22 protein-coding genes and 1 tRNA gene are annotated in these 24,449 nt (G+C 66.7%); 10 read left to right on the top strand and 13 right to left on the bottom strand.

Annotation, left to right across the window (positions count from 1 at the left end):
- The 3 genes from RH90_RS02740 to RH90_RS02750 form a co-directional block, all read right to left on the bottom strand.
- Nucleotides 1-1,439 (bottom strand): DEAD/DEAH box helicase (locus RH90_RS02740; RefSeq protein ID WP_010183730.1); only part of this gene is annotated, 1,439 nt, incomplete at its 3' end.
- Nucleotides 1,440-1,709: 270 nt separating this feature from the next.
- Nucleotides 1,710-3,008, bottom strand: a complete 1,299-nt coding sequence (locus RH90_RS02745) for an amidohydrolase family protein (RefSeq protein ID WP_010183732.1) — start codon at nt 3,006-3,008, stop codon at nt 1,710-1,712.
- Entirely contained in the window at nt 3,005-4,423 is a 1,419-nt protein-coding gene (locus RH90_RS02750; protein ID WP_010183734.1) for an amidohydrolase, read from the bottom strand. Before RH90_RS02750 ends, RH90_RS02745 begins: the two co-directional genes overlap by 4 nt.
- A gap of 177 nt (nt 4,424-4,600) precedes the next feature.
- Between RH90_RS02750 and RH90_RS02755 the strand changes: the two genes are divergently transcribed.
- A complete protein-coding gene (locus RH90_RS02755) occupies nt 4,601-4,966 on the top strand; it encodes a hypothetical protein (RefSeq protein WP_010183736.1) in 366 nt (121 codons plus the stop codon).
- Nucleotides 4,967-5,009: 43 nt separating this feature from the next.
- Here RH90_RS02755 and RH90_RS02760 read toward each other — a convergent pair whose 3' ends face one another.
- Both RH90_RS02760 and RH90_RS02765 read right to left on the bottom strand, forming a co-directional pair.
- Nucleotides 5,010-5,702, bottom strand: a complete 693-nt coding sequence (locus RH90_RS02760) for a hypothetical protein (protein WP_010183737.1) — start codon at nt 5,700-5,702, stop codon at nt 5,010-5,012.
- Between the two features lie 4 nt (nt 5,703-5,706).
- Nucleotides 5,707-6,903, bottom strand: coding sequence for a toxic anion resistance protein (locus RH90_RS02765; RefSeq protein ID WP_010183738.1), 1,197 nt, complete (start codon nt 6,901-6,903; stop codon nt 5,707-5,709).
- A 172-nt stretch (nt 6,904-7,075) separates the two neighbouring features.
- On the opposite strand from RH90_RS02765, the gene RH90_RS02770 reads away from it, so the two are divergent.
- The 5 genes from RH90_RS02770 (at nt 7,076) to RH90_RS02790 (ending at nt 12,933) form a co-directional block, all read left to right on the top strand.
- On the top strand, nt 7,076-9,439 hold the full coding sequence (locus RH90_RS02770; RefSeq protein ID WP_010183739.1) for a TonB-dependent receptor: 2,364 nt from the start codon (nt 7,076-7,078) through the stop codon (nt 9,437-9,439).
- 264 nt (nt 9,440-9,703) lie between these two features.
- Nucleotides 9,704-11,545: a translational GTPase TypA gene (gene typA, locus RH90_RS02775; RefSeq protein WP_010183740.1), complete on the top strand. Its 1,842-nt coding sequence runs from the start codon at nt 9,704-9,706 to the stop codon at nt 11,543-11,545.
- Nucleotides 11,546-11,702: 157 nt separating this feature from the next.
- Nucleotides 11,703-11,954, top strand: coding sequence for a type II toxin-antitoxin system Phd/YefM family antitoxin (locus tag RH90_RS02780; protein ID WP_010183741.1), 252 nt, complete (start codon nt 11,703-11,705; stop codon nt 11,952-11,954).
- On the top strand, nt 11,951-12,337 hold the full coding sequence (locus RH90_RS02785) for a type II toxin-antitoxin system VapC family toxin (RefSeq protein WP_010183742.1): 387 nt from the start codon (nt 11,951-11,953) through the stop codon (nt 12,335-12,337). The genes RH90_RS02780 and RH90_RS02785 overlap by 4 nt, the downstream gene beginning before the upstream one ends.
- A 62-nt stretch (nt 12,338-12,399) precedes the next feature.
- Nucleotides 12,400-12,933: a TlpA family protein disulfide reductase gene (locus tag RH90_RS02790; RefSeq protein WP_010183743.1), complete on the top strand. Its 534-nt coding sequence runs from the start codon at nt 12,400-12,402 to the stop codon at nt 12,931-12,933.
- Here the strand turns inward: RH90_RS02790 and RH90_RS02795 are convergent.
- A complete protein-coding gene (locus RH90_RS02795; RefSeq protein WP_010183744.1) occupies nt 12,905-14,860 on the bottom strand; it encodes an energy transducer TonB in 1,956 nt (651 codons plus the stop codon). The two genes, RH90_RS02790 and RH90_RS02795, sit on opposite strands and share 29 nt — an antisense overlap.
- Before the next feature lie 191 nt (nt 14,861-15,051).
- Here RH90_RS02795 and RH90_RS24185 point away from each other — a divergent pair, with 191 nt between their 5' ends.
- Nucleotides 15,052-15,984: a hypothetical protein gene (locus RH90_RS24185; protein WP_010183745.1), complete on the top strand. Its 933-nt coding sequence runs from the start codon at nt 15,052-15,054 to the stop codon at nt 15,982-15,984.
- 124 nt (nt 15,985-16,108) lie between these two features.
- On the opposite strand, the gene RH90_RS02805 is transcribed toward RH90_RS24185, so the two are convergent.
- The 5 genes from RH90_RS02805 to lepA all read right to left on the bottom strand — a co-directional run bounded on the left by RH90_RS02805 (nt 16,109) and on the right by lepA (nt 21,142).
- Complete coding sequence (locus RH90_RS02805; RefSeq protein WP_010183747.1) at nt 16,109-16,975, bottom strand: alpha/beta fold hydrolase; 867 nt, start codon at nt 16,973-16,975, stop codon at nt 16,109-16,111.
- Nucleotides 16,976-17,218: 243 nt separating this feature from the next.
- Nucleotides 17,219-17,941 (bottom strand): hypothetical protein, encoded by a 723-nt coding sequence (locus RH90_RS02810; RefSeq protein ID WP_010183749.1) that lies wholly within the window; start codon nt 17,939-17,941, stop codon nt 17,219-17,221.
- 71 nt (nt 17,942-18,012) lie between these two features.
- Nucleotides 18,013-18,321 carry a hypothetical protein gene (locus tag RH90_RS02815; RefSeq protein ID WP_010183750.1) on the bottom strand — a complete coding sequence of 103 codons (309 nt, stop codon included), beginning with the start codon at nt 18,319-18,321 and terminating at the stop codon, nt 18,013-18,015.
- Between the two features lie 172 nt (nt 18,322-18,493).
- A complete protein-coding gene (locus RH90_RS02820; RefSeq protein ID WP_232280291.1) occupies nt 18,494-19,138 on the bottom strand; it encodes a hypothetical protein in 645 nt (214 codons plus the stop codon).
- Nucleotides 19,139-19,336: 198 nt separating this feature from the next.
- A complete protein-coding gene (lepA, locus tag RH90_RS02825) occupies nt 19,337-21,142 on the bottom strand; it encodes a translation elongation factor 4 (RefSeq protein ID WP_010183752.1) in 1,806 nt (601 codons plus the stop codon).
- Nucleotides 21,143-21,349: 207 nt separating this feature from the next.
- Here lepA and RH90_RS02830 point away from each other — a divergent pair, with 207 nt between their 5' ends.
- Together RH90_RS02830 and RH90_RS02835 are read left to right on the top strand one after the other, a co-directional pair.
- Nucleotides 21,350-22,264 (top strand): CsgG/HfaB family protein, encoded by a 915-nt coding sequence (locus RH90_RS02830; protein ID WP_442852467.1) that lies wholly within the window; start codon nt 21,350-21,352, stop codon nt 22,262-22,264.
- A gap of 198 nt (nt 22,265-22,462) precedes the next feature.
- On the top strand, nt 22,463-23,002 hold the full coding sequence (locus tag RH90_RS02835) for a peroxiredoxin (protein ID WP_010183755.1): 540 nt from the start codon (nt 22,463-22,465) through the stop codon (nt 23,000-23,002).
- A gap of 1 nt (nt 23,003) precedes the next feature.
- Here the strand turns inward: RH90_RS02835 and RH90_RS02840 are convergent, their stop codons facing one another.
- Nucleotides 23,004-23,519, bottom strand: a complete 516-nt coding sequence (locus tag RH90_RS02840; protein WP_010183756.1) for an AAA family ATPase — start codon at nt 23,517-23,519, stop codon at nt 23,004-23,006.
- On the bottom strand, nt 23,516-24,088 hold the full coding sequence (gene pnuC / locus RH90_RS02845) for a nicotinamide riboside transporter PnuC (protein ID WP_010183758.1): 573 nt from the start codon (nt 24,086-24,088) through the stop codon (nt 23,516-23,518). The genes RH90_RS02840 and pnuC overlap by 4 nt, the downstream gene beginning before the upstream one ends.
- A gap of 117 nt (nt 24,089-24,205) precedes the next feature.
- Here pnuC and RH90_RS02850 point away from each other — a divergent pair.
- A tRNA-Pro gene (locus RH90_RS02850) sits at nt 24,206-24,282 on the top strand.
- Nucleotides 24,283-24,449: the final 167 nt, after the last annotated feature.

The raw sequence follows: 24,449 nt of genomic DNA on the forward strand, positions 1-24,449 counted from the left end.
CCGCCGCCGCCGCCGGCACCCGAACGGCCACCGGCACCGCCGGGACGACCGCCACCGGGACGGCCCTGGCCGCCGGGGCGACCCTGACCACCGGGACGACCCCCGCCGGCCGGACGCCCGGCACCAGCCGGACGACCAGCACCCTCGGGACGCGCGCCCATCGGGCGACCGGCACCCGCCGGGCGATCCCCGGTCGGACGTGCCGCATGCGTCGCCTTGGGCGGCGCACGGTGACGGCCCGACTCGTCGCGACGCTCGAACGTGTCCGAACCCGCCGGACGCGCCGCCTTGATCCGTGCCGCCTCGGCGGTGAAGCCCTCGGGAAGCTGCATCATCTCGGGCTTGACCTTGGTCAGCTTCTCGATGTCGCGCAGGTACGTCCGCTCATCATCCGCCACGAAGCTGATCGCGGTGCCCGATGCGCCGGCGCGCGCGGTCCGGCCGATGCGGTGGACATACTGCTCGGGAACGTTCGGCAGCTCGAAGTTGAAGACGTGGCTGACGCCCGAAACGTCGATCCCGCGTGCCGCGATGTCGGTCGCGACGAGCACCTTGGCCTTGCCCGACTTGAACTCGGCGAGCGCCCGCTCGCGCTGCGGCTGGCTCTTGTTACCGTGGATCGCGTTCGAATCCATGCCATTGGCGGCGAGCAGCTTCACGACGCGGTCGGCGCCATGCTTGGTGCGCGTGAAGACGAGCGCACGCTCGACCTTCTCGTCGCGCAGCAGGATCGTCAGCAGCGCCTGCTTCTCGCCCTGGTTGAGGAAGGTGACGAACTGGTCGACGCGCTCGGCGGTGCTCGACGTCGGCGCGACCTTGACGGTCTGCGGGTCGTTGAGGAACTGGTTGGCGAGCTCGCGGATCGCATTCGGCATCGTCGCCGAGAAGAACAGCGTCTGGCGCTGCTTGGGCAGCATGCGGACGATTTTCCGAAGCGCATGGATGAAGCCCAGATCGAGCATCTGGTCGGCTTCGTCGAGCACGAGGATCTCGAGCATTGCGAGGCTGACGAAGCGCTGCTCGATCAGGTCGAGCAGGCGGCCCGGCGTGGCGACGAGGATGTCCACGCCGCGCGCCATGTCCTGGCGGTTCTTGTTGATGCTGGTGCCGCCGAACACGGTCGCGACCGACATCTTCGAGAACTTGCCGTATTCACGCGCGCTCTCGGCGATCTGGCTGGCGAGTTCGCGCGTCGGCGCGAGCACGAGCATGCGGCAATGCGTCGGCAGGACGCGCTTCTCGTTGTTGACGAGATGCTGGATCGACGGGAGCACGAAGGCTGCGGTCTTGCCGGTGCCGGTCTGCGCGATGCCGAGCAGATCGCCGCCTTCGAGCAGGATCGGGATCGACTGCTTCTGGATCGGGGTGGGGGTGGTATAGCCTTTGGCTTCGAGCGCGCGGACGAGCGGCTCGGCGAGGCCAAGTTGAGCGAAAGTCATGGGTAGTTTAGTCCATTGCATAGGCCATGGACGCGCATCATCGACGCGCGAATGGCGGGGGGAAAGGTGACACCCCGCGTGAAAAGGGAGGTCCGTTACAGTAACGACCGAGGCGGAGCTTGGGCTGCCGGTTAACGACATGCCTAATCACGCTGCATGACGCCTCGATGCGGGCGATATGCGGCGCGCGGTCGGAAAAGTCAAGGTTTGTTGCGGCAGCGGAGCAATCGAGCGGCGAGTCCCTGCTCGGCCGCTCCGCTGCAGGGCGAGTCACCGCTCGTACGCTTTGGGCAGCGCGCCTTCCTGCGGCACCATATAGCGCTCGCGCAAAGCGTCCTGCCGCGTGCGCAGCGGCTGCTTGACGCCGTCGATATAGACTGCCGCCACCGCGCTGCCGAGTTCGAGCGGATCGCCGTCCCAGATCACCACGTCGCCGCGTCGCCCGGCGCGGAGCGAGCCGATCTCGTCGCCCATGCCGATCGCCTCGGCCGGGCCCGAGCTGATCGCGGCGAAGGCGGCGTTCCAGTCGAGCCCGGTTGCGCCCGGCACCCTGGTCAGCGCGACGAGATTGCCGGCATATTGCTTTTCGAGCCGCGCCTGACGCGCCTCGTCGTCGTTGATCGTGCCGATCCCGACGCGCACGCCCGCCGCCTTCATCCGCCCGACGTTCGATTGCGTCGCGGCGAGCTGGTCGAAGCTCTCGGGCAGGTCGTGAAGCGCCGAGGCGATCACCGGGACGCGCGCGGTGGCGATTTGCTGCGCGACGAGCCAGCCTTCGCCCGCACCGACGAAAACGAGCTTCAACGCCGGATAATCGCGCTTGAGGTCGAGCAGCGCCAGCATGTCGGCTGCACGCTCGACGTGCACCAGTAGCGGCATCCGCCCTTCGACGACGGGCACCAGCGCCGCCGCGTCGGCGCGGGTGAGCAGGGCGTTCTTGCCCTGATCGGCATAATGGTTGGGGTCGCGCGCATAATCGCGTGCCTGCGTCATCGCGTTGCGGAAGGCGATCAGCGCGGCGGGGCGGCTGCCGCCGGCGGCGCGGCCGCCGGTCTCGCCATATTCCATGAACTGGAAGGCGCGCGCGCGGGTGACGGGCGCGCGGTCGGCGCCGAGATCGATCACCGCGCCGAGCCCGGCGAAGATCGACCCGGCGATATCGGGCGCGACGATCGCGCGGGTGATCCCCTCGGCGCGGTTGAGCGGGATCGACGAGGTGCTCGGGTTGACCGCGGGGGCCACGTCGATCGCGGCGTGGAACGGGCTGGTGCGCGCGCCGGCGTCGTTGGTCTGGTCGACCCCGTCGACCTCGACGATCCCCATCCGCGTGAAGCCAGCAACGATCCCCGGCGTGACCCAGCGTCCGCCGGCATCGACGCTCGTCGTTCCCGCCGGGACCGCGACCGAGCGGCCGGCGGCGACGACGCGCCCGTCGCGGACGATCACCGTGCCGCCCTCGATCGGCGGCGAGCCGTCGCCGATGACGAGCTTGGCGTTGGTGATCGCGACCGATTGCGCAGTGGCGGGGGTCGCGAGGAAGGTCGCGGCAAGGAGCAGGAGGCGCTTCACTTGGTATCTCCCGCACCGGGCTGGCCGAGTTCGAAATCGGAGACGGGGCGGCGCTTCGGATCGTTGGCGTCGTAGAGCAGCGCGCCGTCGATCCACACCTTTTCGGGGCGGGTATAGACGCTGAACGGATTGCCGTTCCAAAGCACGAGATCGGCCATCTTGCCGGGTTTGAGGCTGCCCGTCTTGTCGGCGATGCCGAGCGCCTTGGCGGGATTGTAGGTCAGCCATTCCCACGCGACCGCATCGGAGATGTCGATCCCGGCATGACGCCCGGCGGCGAGCGCCTTGGCGACTTCCTGGTTTAAGCGCTGGATGCCGTTGGGATCGTCCGAATGGATCATCGCGCACGCGCCGTTTTTCTGCAGCAGCGCGAGATTCTCGCTGATCGCGTCGTACGATTCCATCTTGAAGCCCCACCAGTCGGACCACACCGCCGCGCAGGTGCCGTTTTCCTTCAACAGGTCGGCGATCTTGTACGCCTCGACCGCATGGTGGAACGCGCTGACGTGGTAGCCGAACTCCTTCGCCATATCCAAGACGATCGCCATTTCGTCGGCGCGGTAGCAATGGTTCTGGACGAGGATTTCGCCCGAGAGGACGCCCGCGAGCGTATCCATCGCGATGTCGCGACCGGGGGGATCGCCGCCGTCCTTCTCGTATTTGTCCCATTTGCGCTTGTACTCGACCGCCTTCGCCCAGGTCTGCCGATCGACCGCGATATTGCCCATCCGCGTCGAGGGTTCGCGCCCCTTGGACCCATAGACGCGCTTGGGGTTCTCGCCGCACGCCATCTTGAGGCCGTAGGGCGCGCCGGGGAACTTCATCCCCTGTTCGGTGCGGGCATAGACATTCTTGATCACCACCGAGCGGCCGCCCATCAGATTCGCCGAGCCGGGCAGGATCTGCAGCGTGGTGACGCCGCCATTGACGAGCGCGCGGCTGAAGCCCGGGTCCTGCGGCCAGACGCTGTGCTCGGCCCAGACTTCGGGCGTGGTCGGGCTGGTCGCCTCGTTGCCGTCGGAATTGGCTTCGACCGCAGGCGAAGGATAGTCGCCGAGATGGCTGTGGATGTCGATCACGCCGGGGGTCAGCGTCTTGCCGGTGCCGTCGATCACGCTCGCGCCGGCGGGGGCGGCGATGTTTTGGCCTAGGCGCACGATCTTGCCGTCGGCGAACAGCGCCGAGCCGTCATCGATCCTGGCGCCTTCGCCGTCGAAGATCGTGACGTGCGTGACGAGCGTGGGAATGCCGGGATAGGCCTTGTAGGTCGAGGGAAAGGGATCGTGTGCATAGCCTTTGCCGGCGCCAGGGCCCTTGCTCGACTTGGCCGACGCGCTTGCGGGATGTTGGCCATCGCTCGCGCACCCCGCAAGCAAGGCGACGACCGCCACCATGGTCCAATCGAAAGGCTTCATGCGACCCCCTTATCGCGCGTTTCGCGCTGTAGGGGCACGTCATCCGGGACACGCGCTGCGCTGTCAATTGCGCCGCGGGCCACGCGCAATTTTCAAGCGCGGCTAGGCAGTCGTGCAGCGCTGGATTACAGGCGCGGCGCGGCCGGCATGTATGATCGGGCCGCAGATCGAGGACGGATGTTTCACGTCGAATATGACCGCCGCGCGAACTGCCTCAATTTGCTCGTCGCCGGATTCTGGAAACCTGAGGACGTCACCGAGCTGGCGCGTGAAGTCGGGCTCAAGGCACTCGCGGCAAAGGCGATTCGCGGCGATTTCAACGCCTGTGTCGAATCGTTCGATTTTCCGGTGCAGGCGATGGATGTCGCCGATCTGCTGTCGGACATCATGCGCGGTGGGATCGCGATGACGACCGGGCGCGCCGCGGTCGTGGTCGGCAGCCAGCTCAACAAGGCGCAGGCCGAGCGGACGCTGGTTCATCCGCGGGTTCGCGTGTTTACGACGATGGAAGCGGCGCGGGCGTGGCTGGCTGAGCCCCAGTAAGCGTATTCCTGCTAAGCGTATTCCCGCGTCCGATCGCCGGACGCTAGACTTCGTCGCGATATTTGATTTCGAGGAAGCGTCCGCGCGTTTCGAGTGAGTCGAGGTCGCCTTGCGCGATCTGCGCCGACATCTCGCCGATCTCGCTGTCGATCAGCCGCAGCGCGTCGGCGAGCTGTGCGTCGGGGCTCTTGCCGTTGCGCGCAACGCCGCGCAGCGGCGGCGGGACCTTGGCATAGCCCTTGAGCAATTCGGGCAATTGCTCGCCGATCAGCTTGCGCACTTCGATCGCGGCGGGCTCGCTTTCGTCGAGACCGGCCAGTTGCGGCGACAGCGTCTCGAGCCGAACCCCGATCCCGTCGACCAGCGTCTGCGCGGGGGCGGGGAGAAGCTTGCGTTGCGTGTCGAGCCATTGTTCGGTCTTTGCCGGCAGCGCTTTCAGCGGCACCTGAGCCAATTGTTCGACGCGGACCGGCGGGGTCAGCGTCGCAAACAGCAGAAACGCCGTCACGAGGATCAGCAGCAGGCCGACGAGCAACGCTCCGCCCATGCCGAGCGGCACGAACCATCCGATCGCGATCGCCGCCAGGACGATGATCGCATCGGCCCAGCCGACCAGCGCGAGCCGCCGCGCGAGACTCATCCCTTGGCGCCGCCGCGCAGTGCGCGACCGCCGCTCGGCGCGCGTACGGTCGAGCAATTCCCCGGCGCGGGCGATCTGGCGGTCGACGTCGGTCATGGCGTTACAGCGCCTCCAGCTTGAACGTGTCGCTTGCGGCGCCCTTGTTCTCGATCGCACCCTGCGCTCGCGCGATATACCCCTTCGATTTCTCGACCTCGCTCGACAGCGTGCCGACCGTGCTCTTCATCGAATCGAGCGCCTTGAGCTTGAACGCGTCGATCGCGTCCATCGTATCATAGATGTTCTGGAACGCGCGCTGCAGCGTTTCGACCGGGATCGTCGCGGCGGCGGCCTGTTCGTGGATCGTCGCGGTCTGCGACTTGAGCAATTTGCCGGTCGCATCGATGATGTTGGCCGTCGTCGTGTTGAGCGCGGTGATCTGGTCGAGCGCCAGCTTCTGGTTGGCGAGCGCCTGCGCCACCGTCACCGCGGTGCGCAAAGCGCTAACCGTCGTGGTCGAGGCGCGGTCGACGCCCTTCACCAGCTCGACATTGTTCTTCTTGACGAGATCGAGCGCGAGATAGCCCTGCACCGTGACGGCCATTTGCGTCAGCAGGTCCTGCGTGCGCTGGCGGACGTAGAACAGCGCGCTTTCGCGCAAGGCCTTGGCCTTGGCCGGGTCGCTATGGTCGAGCTCGTTGGCCTTGTCCTCGATCCGGGCGTCCATTTCCTTCGACAGCACGATCATCTGCTCGAGCCGGCCCATCGCCGCCCAGAGATTGGCGCGCTCGGTGTCGATCGCGGCATTGTCCATTAGCAGCTCGTCCTTGCCGCGCGCGAGCGTCTTGAGGATCGCCGAGATATGCGATTGCGAGGAGCGATATTTGTCGAAATAGGTGTTGATCCCGCCGCCGAACACCTTGCTCAGCATGCCGCGGCCCGACAGCAATTTGCCGTTGACCGAAGGGTCGAGCTTTTCGATCGTGCGGCGCAGTTCGGTGAGGTCGGCGCCGACGCCGCTTTCGCCGTCCATCGCCTTGACCGGGCGATCGAGGAAGCGGTTCGACTGATCGGCGGCGGCGCGGATTTCCTTCTGGCCCATCGCCGCGATCTGATCGACGCGGCGGCCGAATTCGGGGCTGTTGACGTCCTGCGCGACGAGATCGTCGACGAAGCCGGCGACCTTGGTCTGCAATTGCGTGCGCACCGCGTCGTCGACCGGAACGAGTCCGATCGCTTTTTCTGGCGCGACCACGGGAACGGGGTCGGGCGGGGTGAGGACCAGCGCGGTCGCGTCGGTATCGGCAGCGGTCGCCATCTTTTCCCTCCAGCTAATGTCGCCCCCTTAGATGCAGGGGATCGCCGCGCGGTTCAAGTGTGCCATGATAGTAATACGCATGCCGTCATACAAGTTTCATGGAAATGACGCGAGCCCGACGCCTCCAGCCGATACCGCGCCGCAGCAGATAAGAAAAAAAGGGGATTCATCGATGCGTCGTTCCGTTTCGTTCGGGCTTGCGGGGCTTTTGCTCGGCTGCAGCTCAACCGCTGCGCTTGCGCAGGCGGCGATCCAGCCAAATGTGCCCGAGGAGGGCGGCGATATCATCGTCACCGCTCAGAAGCGCGAACAGAAGATCCAGGACGTCCCGATCACGGTCACCGCGGTGACCGGCGCAAAGATGGAGGAACTCGGCGTCAATTCGCTCGCCGAGGTCGCGTTGTACGTGCCGGGCCTGCGCATTCAGGAGCAGAGCGACAACAATCCCGGCTTCGTGATCCGCGGGATCACCTCGGACAGCGGCTCGGCGCAGCAGGGCGCACGCGTCTCGATCTATTACAACGGCGTCGACATCTCGCGCACCCGCGGAGCGTATCAGGATCTCTACGATCTCGAGCGGATCGAGGTGGTAAAGGGCCCGCAGGCGACGCTGTTCGGCACCGCGTCGGCGGTCGGCGCGGTCAATATCATTTCGGCGCAGCCGCGGGCAGGGACGTCGGCGGGGCTGCAGGGATCGTATGGCAATTACAATCGCGGTCAGGTCTCGGGCTTCGTCAATGTCGGCAACGACACGCTCGCGGGGCGGCTTGCCTTTGCCTACAAATATCATGACGGCTTCGTCCGCAACATCGCCGGCGACCCCAAGGTGGCCAACCAGAACCAGGGCAAGGTCGATCAGGACGATCTCAACGGGCAGGACCAGCGCGGCATCCGCGGCTCGCTGCGCTGGGCGCCGAGCGACGCGATCGTTGCCAGCCTGGTGCTGACCTATGACGGCCAGCGCAACCCCGGCACCGCGTTCCGCTCGCGCGCGCAGGCGCCGACCGGTGGCAATGGCGGCGATTACAGCTACGCCGAACTGTCGGGCTCGCCGTATAGCGCGGCAGTGCTCGGCGCGGCCAAGCTCGGGCTCAAGCGTGACGTGTACGACGCGAACTTCACGCTGACCTGGGAGCTGTCGCCGGGCGTCAGCTTCACCACCGTCAACGGCTATCGCAAGTTCGACAGCAACGAAGTGTTCGATGCCGATGGCGGGCCAGCTTGGTATCTCGAATTCGCCGAGGATGCGCGCGGCGATCAGTACAGCCACGAAGGCCGCTTCAACTTCTCGGGCGACACATATCGCGCGTCGTTCGGCTGGAACGGCTTTTTCGAGAACAACGTCCAGCGCGTGCCCTTCTCGACCGAGGAAGGCACCTATCTGACCTGCGCCGGCGCGTTGCCCGCCACGACGCGCGCCGCCCTGCTCGCAGCCGGCATCCCGAGCGGCCCGGGCTGCGTGCTGCCCAACGGCACCGTCGCCGCGGCGCGCGCCACCGCCTTGCTGACCCGCGGCGCGGCGACCGCGATTCCGTACAGCTCGGTCTTCTCGAACTTCGGCACCAACGACACCTATTCGGTGTTCGCCGACGGCACCTGGATCCCGACGCCCCGGCTCGAATTGACCGCCGGCGCGCGGATCCTGATCGAGCGGCGCAAATCGGCCTACAGCTCTGTCCAGCCCAATTCGGTGCTGGCCGGCGTGCCGCTGCTCCCGACGGTCAGCACCGGCGGGCGCGAATTCACCGCGCAGCGCAGCTTTTCGGCGATCCTGCCGCGCTTCAACGCGCTCTACCGCGTGACCGACGCGATCAACCTCTATGCTACGATCAGCAAGGGGCGCCGCTCGCCGGTCGTTCAGCTCGCCGCGGCGAGCGTGGGCGGCGTCGTCGTGCCGAGCCTGCAGATCGTCCCCGACGAAGTCGTGTGGAACTATGAAGGCGGGATCAAGGGCAAGGTCGGCCCGTTCACCGGGTCGCTCGGCGTGTTCTACCAGACCTATAACGGCTTCCAGGTGACCGTCACCAATGGCGGCGTGACGACGACGCAGAGTGCGGGCAAGGCGAACAACCCCGGGGTCGAGTTCGAAGGCAATCTGAAGCTCGGGCGCTTCCTCCAGCTGTTCGGCAATTTCGCCTATGTCGACGGCAAGATCGCCAACAACGCCGCCTATGGCGCCTATGCCGGCGACCAGTTCCGGCTCCAGCCGAAATACAGCGCCTCTGGCGGCGCGACGCTGCGCGTCCCGGCGGGCGACCTGACCTTCTATGCGACGCCGTCGGCGACGTATCAGAGCAAGGAATATTTCGAGCTGCCGAATTCGGAGGCGATCAGCCAGGGCGGCTATACGCTGGTCAACTTCCGTGCGGGGGTCGAGCTGATGCAGGGCAGATACCGGATCGGTGGCTTCGCACGCAACGCGTTCGACAAGAAGTATCTGATCGACGCGGGCAACACCGGCGGCGGCTTCGGCATCCCAACCTACATCCGCGGCGAGCCGCGCGTGTACGGCGTCGAGGTCGCGGGCAAGTTCTGATCCCTGACTAGCCCACCGCCCGTCATCCCCGCGCATGCGGGGATCCCGCTTCTTCCGCCGAACCCAGCAGAAGAAGCGGGACCCTCGCTTTCGCGAGGGTGACGGGGCATGGGGGCACGCGCGTTAATCCGGCAAGCGTCCCGAGCGCGACGCGTGGCCCCACGCCAGCCGAGCTCCCCCAAGAAAAACCACCCCCCTTTCCGCGACGCAGCATTTGCGCTAGGGGCCCAACGCAATCATTCCTCACTTCATCGAGCTATATTCATGAGCCTCCGCAATGTGGCCATCATCGCACACGTCGATCATGGTAAGACCACCCTCGTCGACCAGCTGTTCCGCCAGTCCGGCACCTTCCGCGACAACCAGCGCGTCGAAGAGCGTGCGATGGACTCGAACGATCTCGAAAAAGAGCGCGGAATCACCATTCTCGCCAAGCCGACCTCGGTCGACTGGACCCCGCCGGGTGAATCCGAGAGCATCCGCATCAACATCGTCGACACCCCCGGCCACGCCGATTTCGGCGGCGAGGTCGAGCGGATCCTGAGCATGGTCGACGGCGTCGTCCTGCTGGTCGATTCGTCGGAAGGCGCGATGCCGCAGACCAAGTTCGTCACCGGCAAGGCGCTCGCGCTCGGCCTCAAGCCGATCGTCGTCGTCAACAAGGTCGACCGCAACGACGCGCGCATCCAGGAAGTGCTCGACGAAGTGTTCGACCTGTTCGTGTCGCTCGACGCCAATGACGAGCAGCTCGATTTCCCCGTGCTCTACGCCTCGGGCCGCAACGGCTACGCCTCGACCGACATGGACGCGCGCGAAGGCACGCTGATCCCGATGTTCGAGACGATCGTCAGCCACGTCCCCGCACCGAAGGTCGAAGTCGCCGGCGTGCCCTTTACCTTCCTCGTCACGCTGCTCGATCGCGATCCGTTCCTCGGCCGCATCCTCACCGGCCGCGTCAACTCGGGCGTGGTCAAGCTCAACCAGCCGATCCACGCGCTCGATAACGACGGCAAGATCGTCGAGACCGGCCGCGCGTCGAAGATCATGTCGTTCCGCGGCCTCGACCGCGTTCCCGTCGACGAAGCCAAGGCCGGCGACATCATCAGCCTCGCCGGGCTGTCGGTGGCAACGGTTGCCGACACGATCGCCGACATCACGGTGAGCGAGCCGCTCCACGCCCAGCCGATCGATCCGCCCACGCTGTCGATGCGCTTTGCCGTCAACGATTCGCCGATGGCGGGTCGCGAGGGCACCAAGGTGACGAGCCGCATGATCCGCGAGCGCCTGTTCCGCGAAGCCGAGTCGAACGTCGCCGTCAAGGTGACCGAAGCCTCGGACAAGGACAGCTTCGAAGTCGCCGGCCGCGGCGAGCTTCAGCTCGGCGTCTTGATCGAGACGATGCGCCGCGAAGGCTTCGAGCTCGGCATCAGCCGCCCGCGCGTGCTGTTCAGCGAAGACGAGCAGGGCAACAAGACCGAGCCGTACGAGACCGTCATCATCGACGTCGACGAGGAATATTCGGGCACGGTCGTCGAGAAGATGAACCTGCGCAAGGCCGAGATGACCGACATGCGGCCCTCGACCGGCGGCAAGACGCGCATCACCTTCTCCGCCCCCTCGCGCGGCATGATCGGCTATCACGGCGAGTTCCTGTCGGACACGCGCGGCACCGGCATCATGAACCGGCTGTTCGAGAAGTACGGCCCGCACAAGGGCAACATCGAAGGCCGCAAGAACGGCGTGCTGATCTCGAACGGGTCGGGCGAAGCCAATAACTATGCGCTCGGTCCGCTCGAAGAGCGCGGCATCCTGTTCGTCGGCCACGGCGAGGCGCTGTACGAGGGCATGATCGTCGGCGAGAACGCCAAGCCCGACGATCTCGAAGTCAACCCGATGAAGACCAAGGCGCTGACCAACTTCCGCGCGAGCGGCGGCAAGGACGACCAGGTCCGCCTGTCGCCTCCGAAGCGCGCGACTTTGGAGCAGGCGATCGCGTATATCGACGATGACGAGATGGTCGAGGTGACGCCGAAGTCGATCCGGCTGCGCAAGCGCTTCCTGGATGCGAACGAGCGCAAGCGGGCGAGCCGCGCGAAGCAGAGCTAAAGCGGGTCGCGCGCCGCCGCAGCGAAGCTGCGGCGCGCCCCCCAGCGATCCGCTCGGCCGGCCTCGCCACAGCGAGGTCCGACGGCGTGGCTTTGCCACGCCGGGCCATGTGGGTGATCGCGTTGTCGCGAATGCTATAATCGTGTACTCTCAACCCATGACCGTCGTCAGCGTTCACGAAGCCGAGACGCACCTTTCCCGCCTGATCGAACAGGTGCTGGCGGGCGAGGAAGTCGTCATCGCGCGCGACGCGCAGCCGGTCGTCCGGCTGGTGCGCGAGGGGCCGGCGGAACAGCCGGCCAAGAAGCCGCTGCTCGGGGCGATGAAGGGGCGCTTCACCGTGGACGATGCCTTCTTCGAGCCGCTGTCGGAAGAAGAGCTCTCCACCTGGCACGACGGCAAGATTTGAGGCTCCTGCTCGACACGCACGCCGTGCTGTGGAGCGTCCTCGACCATCCCCGTCTTTCGCACCGTGCGCGCGCGGCCGTGGCTGACCCCGGAAACGAGCTTTTGATCAGCGCGGTGTCGATCTTCGAGATCACCTTGAAGCATCGCCTCGGGAAACTGCCCGAGGCCGCGCCGTTTGCGCTCGATCACCAGGCTATGCTGGCCGACCTTAGCTGGTCGCCTTTGGCGATCAGCAATGCGCACGCCGCGACCGCGGGCAGCCTCGATATTCCGCACAAGGACCCGTTCGATCGGCTGCTGATCGCGCAATCGCTGGTCGAGCGCGTTCCGCTGGTGTCGGTCGAGGTGGTGTTCGACGGGTTCGGAGTCGAGCGGATTTGGTGAGCGGCGGGAGCGAACGCGTCGGGCCTTTTCGTCGTCTCGCGTTTACGGCTAGGGTGCGGCGCATGACGGAACCCGTTGCGGTCCTTTTCAGACGATATCGGACGCACGCTACCGCGCTGCTTCTCGCGTGCGCGGTTCCGGCGTCTGGCCCGGCTGTCGCCGCGCCCGAGGTTGCACCCGATTTCACGGTACAGCTTCTATCGGGCGGCGCGGTCCCAGCGAGCGCGCTCAAAGGGAAGGTGATCGTGCTGAATTTCTGGGCGAGCTGGTGCGCACCGTGCAAGCGCGAACTGGCCGATCTCGACGCCAGCTTCGTACGGCACGGCCCCAGCCACCTCGCGATGTTTGCGATCAACGCCGAGCACCCGCCCGATCAGCGCCGGCTTGCACAACAGGCTGTGCGCATGACGATCCCGGTCGCGACGAGCATCACCGGAGGCTATCGGCCCCGCAACAATGCCGTGCCGACAACCTTCGTGATCGACGCCGCCGGCAAGCTCGTTTTGACCAAGGCGGGGGCTTGGAAGCCAGGCGAAGTCGATGCGCTCATCGACGCTTTGCTCACCCCTAGTTCGGCATCCGATACGACACGTTGACCGTCTGCCCGACACAGCCAAGCACCTGATTGCCGAGCGTCGGCGGGAGATACCGGAACTGCCCAACGGCGCGTTCCGTCGCCGGGCCGAACACGAACGGCGGATACGACAGGACCGTGCGAACGTTCTGGACCCGGCCGTCGGCCGCGATGTCGAAGGCCTCGCGCACGGTACCCTCGAAACGCCACCGCAGTGCCTCCGCCGGGAAGGTCGAACTCGAAATGTCGGTATTGCGGGCGACGGGCCGCACGTCGAGCAGCGAGCATTGTTCCGCGTCGATCCCCGCATTGTTGAGTCGCTGATCGGCAAGGGCGGCCGCACCGGAGCGCTTGTCGATCAACGCCAGATGCAGCACCGCCAAGCTACGAATTGGGTCGTCTGCCGGAAGCGTGCCGAGCGGCAACGCGGCGACCGCTTGCAGCGCGGTCTTTGCCGGCGCGAGGGCGTAGCTGGCTTCGAGCGCGAGGCCATATTCGGCCTGCAGCCATGCGCGGGCATGGTCGGCGCCCGCGATGCGGTCGACCGCTTGGATCGCCGCCGCCAAGGTGCGCGCATGCGCTGCCTGATAGCTGCGGGCGCCGTGCGCGCTTTGCGGGGTCGCGGCGAGGTAGATTGCATAGGCGCGCACGTCGATCGGAGCGTTCGCGGCGACCAGAGCGGCGTCCAGAGTGGCGCCGGCGGCGGCCACCGCGCGATCGCCGTCCGCCTTCCACAAGGCGACGAAGGCGGCTGGAACCGGCGCCCCGCCTGTCGCATGCGGATCGAAAACGCCCTTGGCCAGTGCAGGGTCGTAACCCGATTTCGCCAACCAATCGCTGGTGGCGGTGCGGAACGGATCGTTCAGAGTAAGCAGGGGCGGGTGCGTGACGCAGCGCAGTTCGAGCCGCACCGACGCGCGCCAAAAGGGGTTGAGCTTGGCGAGCGCATCGGGTTTCCAGCGCCAGGTGTTGACCGCCGTTGCGAAGGTTGCGCCGACCGGTCCCGGTCGACTGGCATAGAGGGTGTTGGCGCCCCACGCCCGGCCGTCGTCGCCGATCGTGAAATCGACAACCGCGAAGTCGTTCGGCCCAATGACCGAGTCACAGACCGGCAGATCCTTTTCGGCGGCCGAAAGCCAGCTGCCGTCGGGCAAATGACCGGCCCCCGAATAGGTGAGATATTGGCGGACGTTTTCCTCGTCGCCGAGCTTCGCGTAGATCAGCGCCGCATTGCCGCGGATCTGGACCTGCACGATATTGATCTTCGTTGTCGTGCGGCCGGTGAGCGTCAGCGCCTTCTCGATATAGCTCGACGCGAGTTTTGCCTGACCGCGATTGAGTTCGGCCATCGCCCGCGCACTGAGGACGTTGGCTTGATCCGTCTTGCTGATCGACGCGAACACCGACGCGTCGGTCAGGATCGAATCAAGCGTGCTCGCTGCAAGATCGGGGTTTGCAGTCAGCGTCGCCATCGCCAGCCCATAGCGCGGCTGCAGCAAGGCGGCCGGAGCGTCGGAGGTCATCGTCGCGAGGGCATTCCGATATTCGGTGATCGCGAGATCGTTGTCGGCAGCGCCCCGATGCAGGCTTGCCAGGAGCACATAGGACAATGCGAGATCGTCATTTTTGCCGACCTTTTGAGCCTCGAAGCGCGCGATCGCGAGCTTTGCTTCGGCTTCTGCCTCGGCCCGCCGTCCGGTGCGCTGCAACGCGCCCGCGAGGCGTGCGTGGATCACCGGAATCGCCGCCGAGTTCGGCTTCAATGCGGCCAGCGCCGTACGATAGCCTGAGACAGCGGCGGGCCAATCGCTGCGATCGAAGGCAGCCTGCGCTGCGTCGAACAGCGCTTGCGGGGTCGGGTGCGCGTCGCTCGCCAGCGCGCCGCCGGCGGCGACCGACCAGATCAGCGCCGCGGTCGTTTCTATGGCGGTAAGTGCCCGTAGTTGCATGAAACCTGCCCCCCTATGTACTCGAATGCGTATCATGACGATTGGAAACCGCGAAGTAAATCGCGCGTCGCGATCGTAATAGTCGCACTCGCCGCGCTTTGCGGTATAGAACAGACCATAAACAAAACGCTGTCCTACACGCCCCGAATCTGCCTACCCTCCGCGCACCACCCGCAACCGGAGGCAAGCCCATGCAGAACCGCACCCCCGTCGCGCGCGAGGCGCGGCCGGCTCTTCCCGAGTTCACCCCCGTCCCCCGCAAATATCGCCATGACGGCTGGACGCCCGAGCGGCAGAAGGCGTTCATCGAGGCGCTTGCCGATACCGGCAGCGTCTCCCGCGCCGCGGCGATGTGCAACATGGCGCAGGCCAACGCCTATACGCTGCGCCGCGCGCCCGGCGCCGAGGAGTTCCGCCGCGCCTGGGATGCAGCGCTCGATTATGGCGTCCAGCGGCTGAAGGACATCGCGTTCGAGCGCGCGATCGAGGGCGAGCTCGTCCCCGTCATCGCCGGCGGCAAGGTGATCGGCTATCGCCGCAAGCGCAACGATGCGCTGCTGATGTTCTGCCTGCGCCATTATGGCCAGGACGCCGAGGGGCGCCGCACGACGATCAACTATGTCAGCACGCGCGCGACGGCGGGTGCCAGCGCGGGCGCCGCCGCCGGGGCGGGCGCCAGTGTGGGCGCCAGTGCCGGGGCGGGCGCCGAAGCGGGCGCGGTCGCCGAGGCGACCACCACGACGATGCGCACCAGCGTTACGGGCGCGCCCGATCTCGCGGCGGTGGCGGCGCGCGATGCCGGCGGCGAGGCGGCGGCCGATGCTGCCGAGGACGATCCCGACACGCTGTTCCTGCGCGTGCCCGAGGGGGGATCGGAATATCGCGGCACGCTGCAGCCCGCGCCCGACGATCTCGACGATGCGCTCGCCGCGGGGATCGATCCGTTCGAGCCCGACTGGAGCGAGCATGGCGCGGACCAGCCGGCGTGGGTGTCGGAGCTGGCCGAGCGGCAGGCGCCGTCGCAGGCGATCATCGACGCGGTGGCAGTCGATCCGGGGGCGGTCGACCCGGACGACGGGGTGGCGGCGGTCAAGCGGCCCCGGCGGCGGCGCAAGCCCGGGTGAGGGGCGGGGGGCTGCTCCCGCGTCGTCGCCCCGGTGGTGCGCCGTGGGGCCCGGCGCGGGGCCGGGGTGACCGTCGGCGGGAAACGCCGCCGAAGCGCGCCCCCCGCCGCCGTTCGCGCATCGCTCAGACGGGCTCGGGCTCGGCAGCCGTTTCGGGCGTCGCCGCAGGCGCTTCCTCGCGCAGGAAGGCGAGCAGATCGGCGTTGAGCCGGTCGGGGTCGGTGATCGCCACGCCGTGATTGCCGCCGGGATAGACAATCAGCCGCGCGTCGGGGATGATCTTGGCCGCGGCGCGGCCGCCGGCGTCGATCGGCACGATCTGGTCGTCGTCGCCGTGGATCACCAGCGTCGGCACGTCGATCCGGCGCGCGTCCTCGGTGTAATCGAGCTGCCAGCTGAACGAGGTCTCGTATTGCGCGAGCAGCCCGCCCTGCAGCCCCTGGAACCAGAACAGGTCGCGCATCCCCTGCGTCACCTTCGATCCTTCGCGGTTGGCGCTGAAGAAGGGGATCGCCACCTCCTTGAAGAATTGGGAACGGTTGCCGAGCGTGCCGGCGCGGATCGCATCGATGCCCTCGAGCGGGACGCCGGCGGGGTTGTCGGGCGCCTGGAGCATGCGCGGCACGATCGAATCGAGCAGCACGACCTTCGCGACGCGGCCCGTGCCGTGCCGGCCGATATAGCGCGCGACTTCACCGCCGCCGGTCGAATGGCCGACGAGCACGACCTGCTCGAGATCGAGTGCTTCGATCAGGCCGGCGAGATCGTCGGCCCAGGTGTCGACGTCGTTGCCGAAATCGGGCTGGTCCGAGCGGCCGTTGCCGCGCCGGTCGTGCGCGATGACGCGGTAGCCCTGCGCGCGCAGGAACATCATCTGGCCTTCCCAGGCGTCGCCGGTCAGCGGCCAGCCGTGGCTGAACACGACCGGCTGGCCCTTGCCCCAGTCGCGGTAATAGATCTGGGTTCCGTCATCTGTGGTGTGGATCGGCATTTCACGTCTCCTTGTGAGCGGCACACGCGGTACGCGCCGCCACAGGAGGCGTTTTCAGCTGCGCCGGCGGATGCCGTCGGCGGCCGAGACTCGCGGTGTGGCAGCGGCGCGACCTTACCATGCAATCGGCGAACCAGCGCGGCGGAAAGCACGCCAGCGCCGCCCAGCGGACCGAAAGACGCGGCGTGATGCACTACGGCGGCCGGGCGCAACGGTCGCCGCCCTGCGCTTACGAGCGGCCGCTCAACTCGTGCTGCCGTCGGCCAGCGCCTGGACGCGCAGGCGCGGGAAGACCTCTTCGATCGGCTTGGTGTCGGGCAGGACATAGACATAGCCGCCCTTGCGCTGGAACAGCGGGCGCACCGACTTGCCGTAGAACGCCGTGGGCACGTTGATGCAGCCGAAGGTGATGCGGTGGTCTTCGGGCGTCGGCGACAGCATCCGCTGGCGGCGCCGCTCCTTCGGGTTGGCGCCGGGCGGGATCGCGTGGAGCGCGACCGATGTCGCATAATCGACCCAGAGGATGCGCTCATGGCCGAACGCGATGCCGAACTTGGCGAGGAAACGCCCTGAAGGCGTGGTCTTCTCGGCCGGGCCGATCTCGGCGAGGTTCTTGCTGCCGATGCCGGGGGTCGCCTCGTCGCCGAGCGCCACGCCGATCAGCACCGGCGCCGCGCCGAGCGGCTTGCCCTTGCCGTCGAACAGGAAGATCGATGCGCCGAGCTTGTCGACGATCGCATAGGGCAGTGCGTGGTTGTCGCCCGACGTGGCGACCCATTCGGCGACGCGCAGCTCCGATTCGGAGGGCAGGATGACCGGGGCGGCGGGGGGCGCCTTCGCCGCGCGGGGCGCCTTTGCCGGCCGCGTCGCGTGGGGCTTGGGATGCTCGGCCTTCGCTGCCGGCACGGTCGACGCCAGCGCAGCGAGCGCCAGCAGAAAGCTCTGCATCAAATGGGTGCTCGACATGAACCGGTCGTCGCCCGCGGGCGACGACCGATGTTGGGATCATGATACGATCGGCATGCCGACCGGTCGGGTCAGTTGCGCGGACGCTTGCGCTTCTGCTCCTGCACCGTCAGGCGCTGATCGACGCCGTCGACGCGGCCGGTCAGCTGGTCGACGCGCTGGTTGGTGCCCTGGATCTGCGCCGATGCGGCCTGCGCTTCGGTTAATGCCGATTTGGCGGTGGTGTCGGTCTGCTGCAGGCGCTGCTCGAGCCCGTCGACACGCTGGCTGACCGGGGCGATCTGCTCGCGCACATAGGACTTCGTCGCGCAACCGCTGAGGCCGATCGCGCCGGCCAGAAGGACGATCGCCGGGGTAAATTTCGAAACGGATGTGACCATGGTAGTTCTTCCAATCGTTGATGACGCGATCACCAGCCCCGCACTTCGCTTCGAGACAATGCGATTGTGTCGGACTGTGCAACCACTCGGGTCAGTGGAGTTTAGCGAAACGACTTGCGCGGCCGATGGATCCACGACGTGTCGTTATGTGCGGCCATGCCCGGAGCATATCTCACGGCTTGGTCCGCCGTTTGTGATCCGACGCGAAGGGATCCTTGGGGATCGCGTCGGACCGGGACGTCTTGCCCGTTTCGGCTTTAGGTCCGGCCTTGACGGCATCGACGCAGCGCCGCAGCGCCGCGACCGCCGCACCGCTGCCCGCCAGGTCGATCTGCTCGACGGGGACATCGCCGCGCGACACCTGCAGCGCGGTCGAGGTTGCGAAATATGTCGGAAATTTCGCGTCGAAGGTCGTCACGAACCCCTTCTGACCGTTCGACGCCAGCCCGACCGCATCATGTTTGACATAGCCGCCGCCCGAGAGACGGAAGTCGAGCTTGACGCGCGCCTTGGGGCTGATCGACCAATTGTCGTTGAGCAGCGAGAGACGGTTGCTGCCGTCCTTGTCGAGGCCGAGCAGCAGCGTCGTATGACCGACCCCGTCATATTGCCGGCTCAGGAAACAGCCTCCGCCATCGCCGCTCTGCGCCAGCGTCCAGCCGCCGATGTCGCGGGGAAGATCGTCCGCGGCGACGACCGGGGCGGTCGCGAACAGGGTCGCGGCACCGGCCAGCGAAAGCAACCGCAGCCATCGCCCGCGCCGTGCCGGCTTCGAATGTCCCTGTCTGCGCACCCCGATCATAGCCTGCTCGTCCACTCGATTTTCCTGTCGACCGTATATGCCGAAATAGCGCGTGAAGGTGCAGCGGAATGATTCGTGAGACGGAGCGGGGGTGGGGAGCGCGCCGCGGCGAAGCCGCGTCGTCGGACGGCGCTTTGGCGCCGCCGGCCGGAGTTCGGCTGATCCTCGCCTAACGCAACGATTGCTGCGCAATCGGTTCGTTAGGCTCGGGCCTCACTCTTCCCCCATCCTCAACGCCGCAATGAACGCCTCCTGCGGGATGCTCACGCTCCCGTACTCGCGCATCTTCAACTTGCCCTTCTTCTGCTTGTCGAGCAGCTTGCGTTTCCGCGAAGCATCGCCGCCATAGCATTTCGCGGTGACGTCCTTGCGCATCGCGCTGATCGTCTCGCGCGCGATCACCTTGCCGCCGATCGCCGCCTGGATCGGGATCTTGAACAGATGCCGCGGGATGAGGTCCTTCAACCGCTCGACCATGCCGCGCCCGCGCACCTCGGCGGTGCCGCGGTGGACGATCATCGACAGCGCGTCGACCGGCTCCTCGTTGACGAGGATGCTCATCTTGACGAGGTCGCCCTCGCGCTTGCCGATCTGCGTATAGTCGAAGCTGGCATAGCCCTTCGACAGCGACTTCAGCCGGTCGTAGAAGTCGAACACCACTTCGTTGAGCGGCAGCTCGTAGGTCGCCTGCGCGCGCCCGCCGACATAGGTCAGGTCCTTCTGGATCCCGCGGCGGTCCTGGCAGAGCTTCAACACGCTGCCGAGATATTCGTCGGGGACATAGATCACCGCCTGGATCCACGGCTCGGAGATGCTCAGGATCTTGTTGGGATCGGGCATGTCGGCGGGGTTGTGCAGCTCGATCGTCCCGCCGCCGTGCGTCAGTTCGATGTCATAGACCACCGACGGCGCGGTGGTGATGAGGTCGAGATCGTATTCGCGCGTCAGGCGCTCCTGGATGATTTCGAGGTGGAGCAGGCCGAGGAAGCCGCAGCGGAAGCCGAAGCCGAGTGCGGCGCTGGTTTCCATCTCGAACGAGAAGCTCGCGTCGTTGAGGCGCAGCTTGGAGATGCTCTCGCGCAGCTTCTCGAAATCGGCGGCGTCGACCGGGAAGAGGCCGCAGAACACCACTGGCTGTACTTCCTTGAAGCCCGGCAGCGCCTCCAGGGCAGGGCGCTTGGCGTCGGTGATCGTGTCGCCGACGCGGGTCTGCGCGACTTCCTTGATCTGGGCTGTAATGAAGCCGATTTCGCCCGGGCCGAGATCGGTCAGCTGTTCGATCTTGGGGCGGAAGCAGCCGACGCGGTCGACCAGATGGAGCGTGCCCGCCTGCATGAACTTGATCTGCTGGCCCTTCTTCAGGACGCCCGCGACGACGCGCACCAGGATGACGACGCCGAGATACGGGTCGTACCAGCTGTCGACGAGCATTGCCTTCAACGGCGCATCGGCATCGCCCTTGGGCGGCGGGATGCGCGTGACGATCGCCTCGAGCACTTCGGCGATGCCGATCCCGGCCTTGGCGCTGGTGAGCACCGCCTGGCTCGCGTCGAGGCCGATCACTTCTTCGATCTCGGCCTTGACCTTGTCGACGTCGGCGGCGGGGAGATCGATCTTGTTGATGACCGGAATGATCTCGTGATCATGCTCGATCGACTGATAGACGTTGGCGAGCGTCTGCGCTTCCACGCCCTGCGCGGCATCGACGACGAGCAGCGCGCCCTCGCATGCGGCGAGCGAGCGGCTGACTTCGTAGGCGAAGTCGACATGGCCCGGCGTGTCCATCAAATTGAGCGTATAGTCGACGCCGTCCTTGGCGGTGTAGCGCAGGCGCACCGTCTGCGCCTTGATGGTGATCCCGCGCTCTTTCTCGATGTCCATGTTGTCGAGGACTTGCTCGGACATTTCGCGGTCGGTCAGGCCGCCGGTCGCCTGGATCAGGCGGTCGGCGAGCGTCGACTTGCCATGATCGATATGCGCGATGATCGAGAAATTGCGGATGGTCTGGAGAGGGGTCACGAATTCGCCCGGATGAGTGCTGCGGAAAGGGAAAGGCGGCCCATAGCATCGTGCGCGGCGCGGCACAAAGCCCGTCGCGCGGCGGCGCAATCTGCCTATGCCACCCGAGCAAAATTGGGTATTGCAGCCGTAACGACTCTCAGCGGGGGCTGCATGGCGAAATTCTCGGCCGGATTGGCGATCGTAGTGTTAGTGTCGAGCGTGCCGATGCAGGCGCAAGCCCAGCGTCTCGCAAAACCGTCTGGCACGCAGAAACTCCAGGAAGCGACGATGAACGACGTGCCGCGCTGCGCGCGCAAGCACGGCACGATTTCGATCGTCGACGGCGACGATCCGCGCGGCTGGACGCAGTACAGCCTCGCGCCGCCACAGAAATTGCTCAAGGTGCTCGTCGCGCGCTCGGGCTGCTTCAATTTGGTCGATCGCGGGAGTGGGCTGCAGGCGGCGCAGCGCGAGCGTGACATCGGCGGCGATCTCGGGCTGCAGCGCGGCGCCAATGTCGGGCAGGGGCAGATCAAGGCGGCGGATTACGTGCTTCAGGCCGAGGTGCAGGGCGCCAACAGCAATGCCAGCGGCAGCGGCGTCGCGGCGGGCATTGGCGGGCTGATCGGCGGGCCGTTCGGCGGAATCGTCGGCGGCGTGCGCAGCAAGAAGATGGAAGCCAATGTCGTGCTTTCGATCACCAACGTCCGCACGACCGAAACGCTCGCGACCGAGGACGGCTATGCCGCCAAGAACAGCCTGAGCTTCGGCGGTGGGGGCGGGGTGTTCAGTGGCGTCGCGGGCGGCGGGGTGATCGGCGGCGGCTATGACAATACCGATATCGGGCGGATCGTGACGCTCGCCTTCATCCAGGCCTATGCCAAGCTCGTGAATGATCTCGGCTACACCAACCCCGGCGACACCGGGACTGCGGAAGCTGCGCCCGCCAAGACCTTCACGACGCAAGGCCCGGTGGCGATGCGCAGCCTGCCGAGCGCGACGGGCAAGGTGGTGCGCGCGCTGCCGCCCGGCGCGATCGTCTATCCCACCGGCAAGAAGGACGGGATGTGGTGGGAGGTCGCCGACGAGAATGACAATGTCGGGTGGGTGCTCAACTCGAAGCTCGCGCCGTCGCGCTAGGGGGCATTTCGGCGCGATACTTCCTTCGTCGTCACCCCGGGCTTGTCCCGGGGTCCACCGGGATGCACGTCCTGCCAGTGCGGTTTACGCGGCACGGTGGGCCCCGGCACAAGGCCGGGGTGACGGCAGTGTGGTGATCGTGCTGGCGGAGCGCCCGGCGGCGGGATAGGGTGTGGCACTATCCCAGGAGACGATGCCATGAAGTTCGCAGTTCCGCTGATCGCCACCGCCGCCGCCGCGCTCCTCGCCGCTGCGCCCGCCAATGCCGCACTGAAGGTCGGCGACACCGCGCCGAACTTCTCGACCGAGGCAGCACTCGGCGGCAAGGCCTATCCCTTCTCGCTCACCGCCGCGCTCAAGAAGGGGCCGGTCGTGCTCTACTTCTTCCCCGCCGCCTTCACCTCGGGCTGCACCGCCGAGGCGCATGCCTTTGCCGAGGCCGCCGACGATTTCACCAAGCAGGGCGCGACGCTGATCGGCCTGACCGCGGGCAATGCCGAGCGGATCAAGGAATTCTCCTCGGTCGAATGCCGCGACAAATTCCCGGTCGGTCTCGCCACCCCGGCGACGATCTCGGGCTATGACGTCGCGCTGCCGCAGAAGGCGGGCTGGACCAACCGCACGTCGTACGTGATCGGCAAGAACGGCAAGATCGCCTATGTCCTGTCCGAGATGCAGCCCGCCGGGCACATCACCGGCACGCTCGCCGCGGTGAAGGCGCTCAAGGCGAAGGGCTGATCTACCCCAGTCCCGCCGCCTCGATCGCCGCGAGCGCGGCGGCGAGGCGCGCGGGGCCTTCGCCGCCGACGATCGCATAGCGCAGGCCGCGCCGATCGAGCTCGGCGCGCGACAGGTCGAAGAAGCGCTGGCGTTCGGCCAAGCTGCCGAACAGGCGCGTGCCGTCGTCGACCCAAGGCAGATCGATATCGAGCAGCAGATACAAATCGGCGGTGGCGTGCCACGCGTCGAACCACGGATCGCGCGCGCCGAACAGCATGTCGGCCCACACCGCGGTCATCAACGGATCGGTATCGAGCAGCAGCGGATCGGCGCCCGTCGCCAGCGCCGCGCGCGTCCGTGCGTCGTGCGTCCGCGCGATCTCGACCAGGTCGGCCATGCTGAAATCGGTCCCGTGCGTCTCGGCGAAGGTGCGGCCATATTCGCGCACGAAAATCGTGTCGAAATGCGCCGCGAGTTGCGGGATCAGCGTCGATTTGCCCGTGCTCTCGGGGCCGTGCAGGCAGATCGTGCTCATGCGGCGCCGACCCTCCGCCGCTCGACGCGGCGCCAGTCGATCAGCCCCCAGATCGCGAGCGCGAGGAAGATCGTGTAGAGCAGCATCGTCAGTCGCAATCCTTTGGCGGCGTACAAGGCGACCGAGCCGATATCGACCGCGATCCACAGCCACCAGCTCTCGAGCTTGCGGCGCGACTGCAGGGTCTGCGCGACGACGCTGACGATCGCGAGCGCAGCATCGAACCACGGGAAGGCGGCATCGGTGAAGCGGTCCATGCCATAGCCCCATGCGAGCGCCCCGATCGCGCAGCCAAGCGCCCACAGCGCCCGCTCGCGCGTCGTCAGCACGCCGACCGCGATCTCGCCCGTTTCGGCGCGGACGCGCGCCCAGTTCCACCAGCCGTACAGCTGCACGACGAAGAAGAAGACCTGCAGCAGCGCATCGCTGTACAGCTTCGCGTCGACGAAGATCACCGCATACAGCGCGACCATCGCCAGCCCGAAGACGTAGTTCCAGATGCTGCGCAGCACGACGAGCGTGACATTGGCGATGCCGAGCCCGAAGGCGATGATCTCGAGCGCGGTCATGCGAGGCGGCGTAGCAGCGCGATCGCGCGGGCGTCGAGCCGCGCTGGCACACGCCCTCGCGATTTTCCGCTTGATAGTCGGGGGGCGGCGGTCTACGCGCTGCGCCCTGCAATGTGTCGGGGCGTGGCGCAGTCTGGTAGCGCACTGGTCTCGGGGTCCAGGGGTCGTAGGTTCGAATCCTATCGCCCCGACCATTGCAGCATTTCCCCGAATATCGGCGTGAGCCGCGCGCCAGCCGATCCTCGCTCGGGAAATCGGCACCCCGGATTGCGATCAGCCGCAGCGTATCGTCCTCAGATGAAGCGATTGTCACCTTGGCGTCGCGATTACGCCATGCCAAAGCACCGATGCGAGCCTAATC

The sequence above is a fragment of the Sphingomonas sp. PAMC 26605 genome, from assembly GCF_000241485.1.
In the GTDB taxonomy this organism is placed as follows: domain Bacteria; phylum Pseudomonadota; class Alphaproteobacteria; order Sphingomonadales; family Sphingomonadaceae; genus Sphingomonas.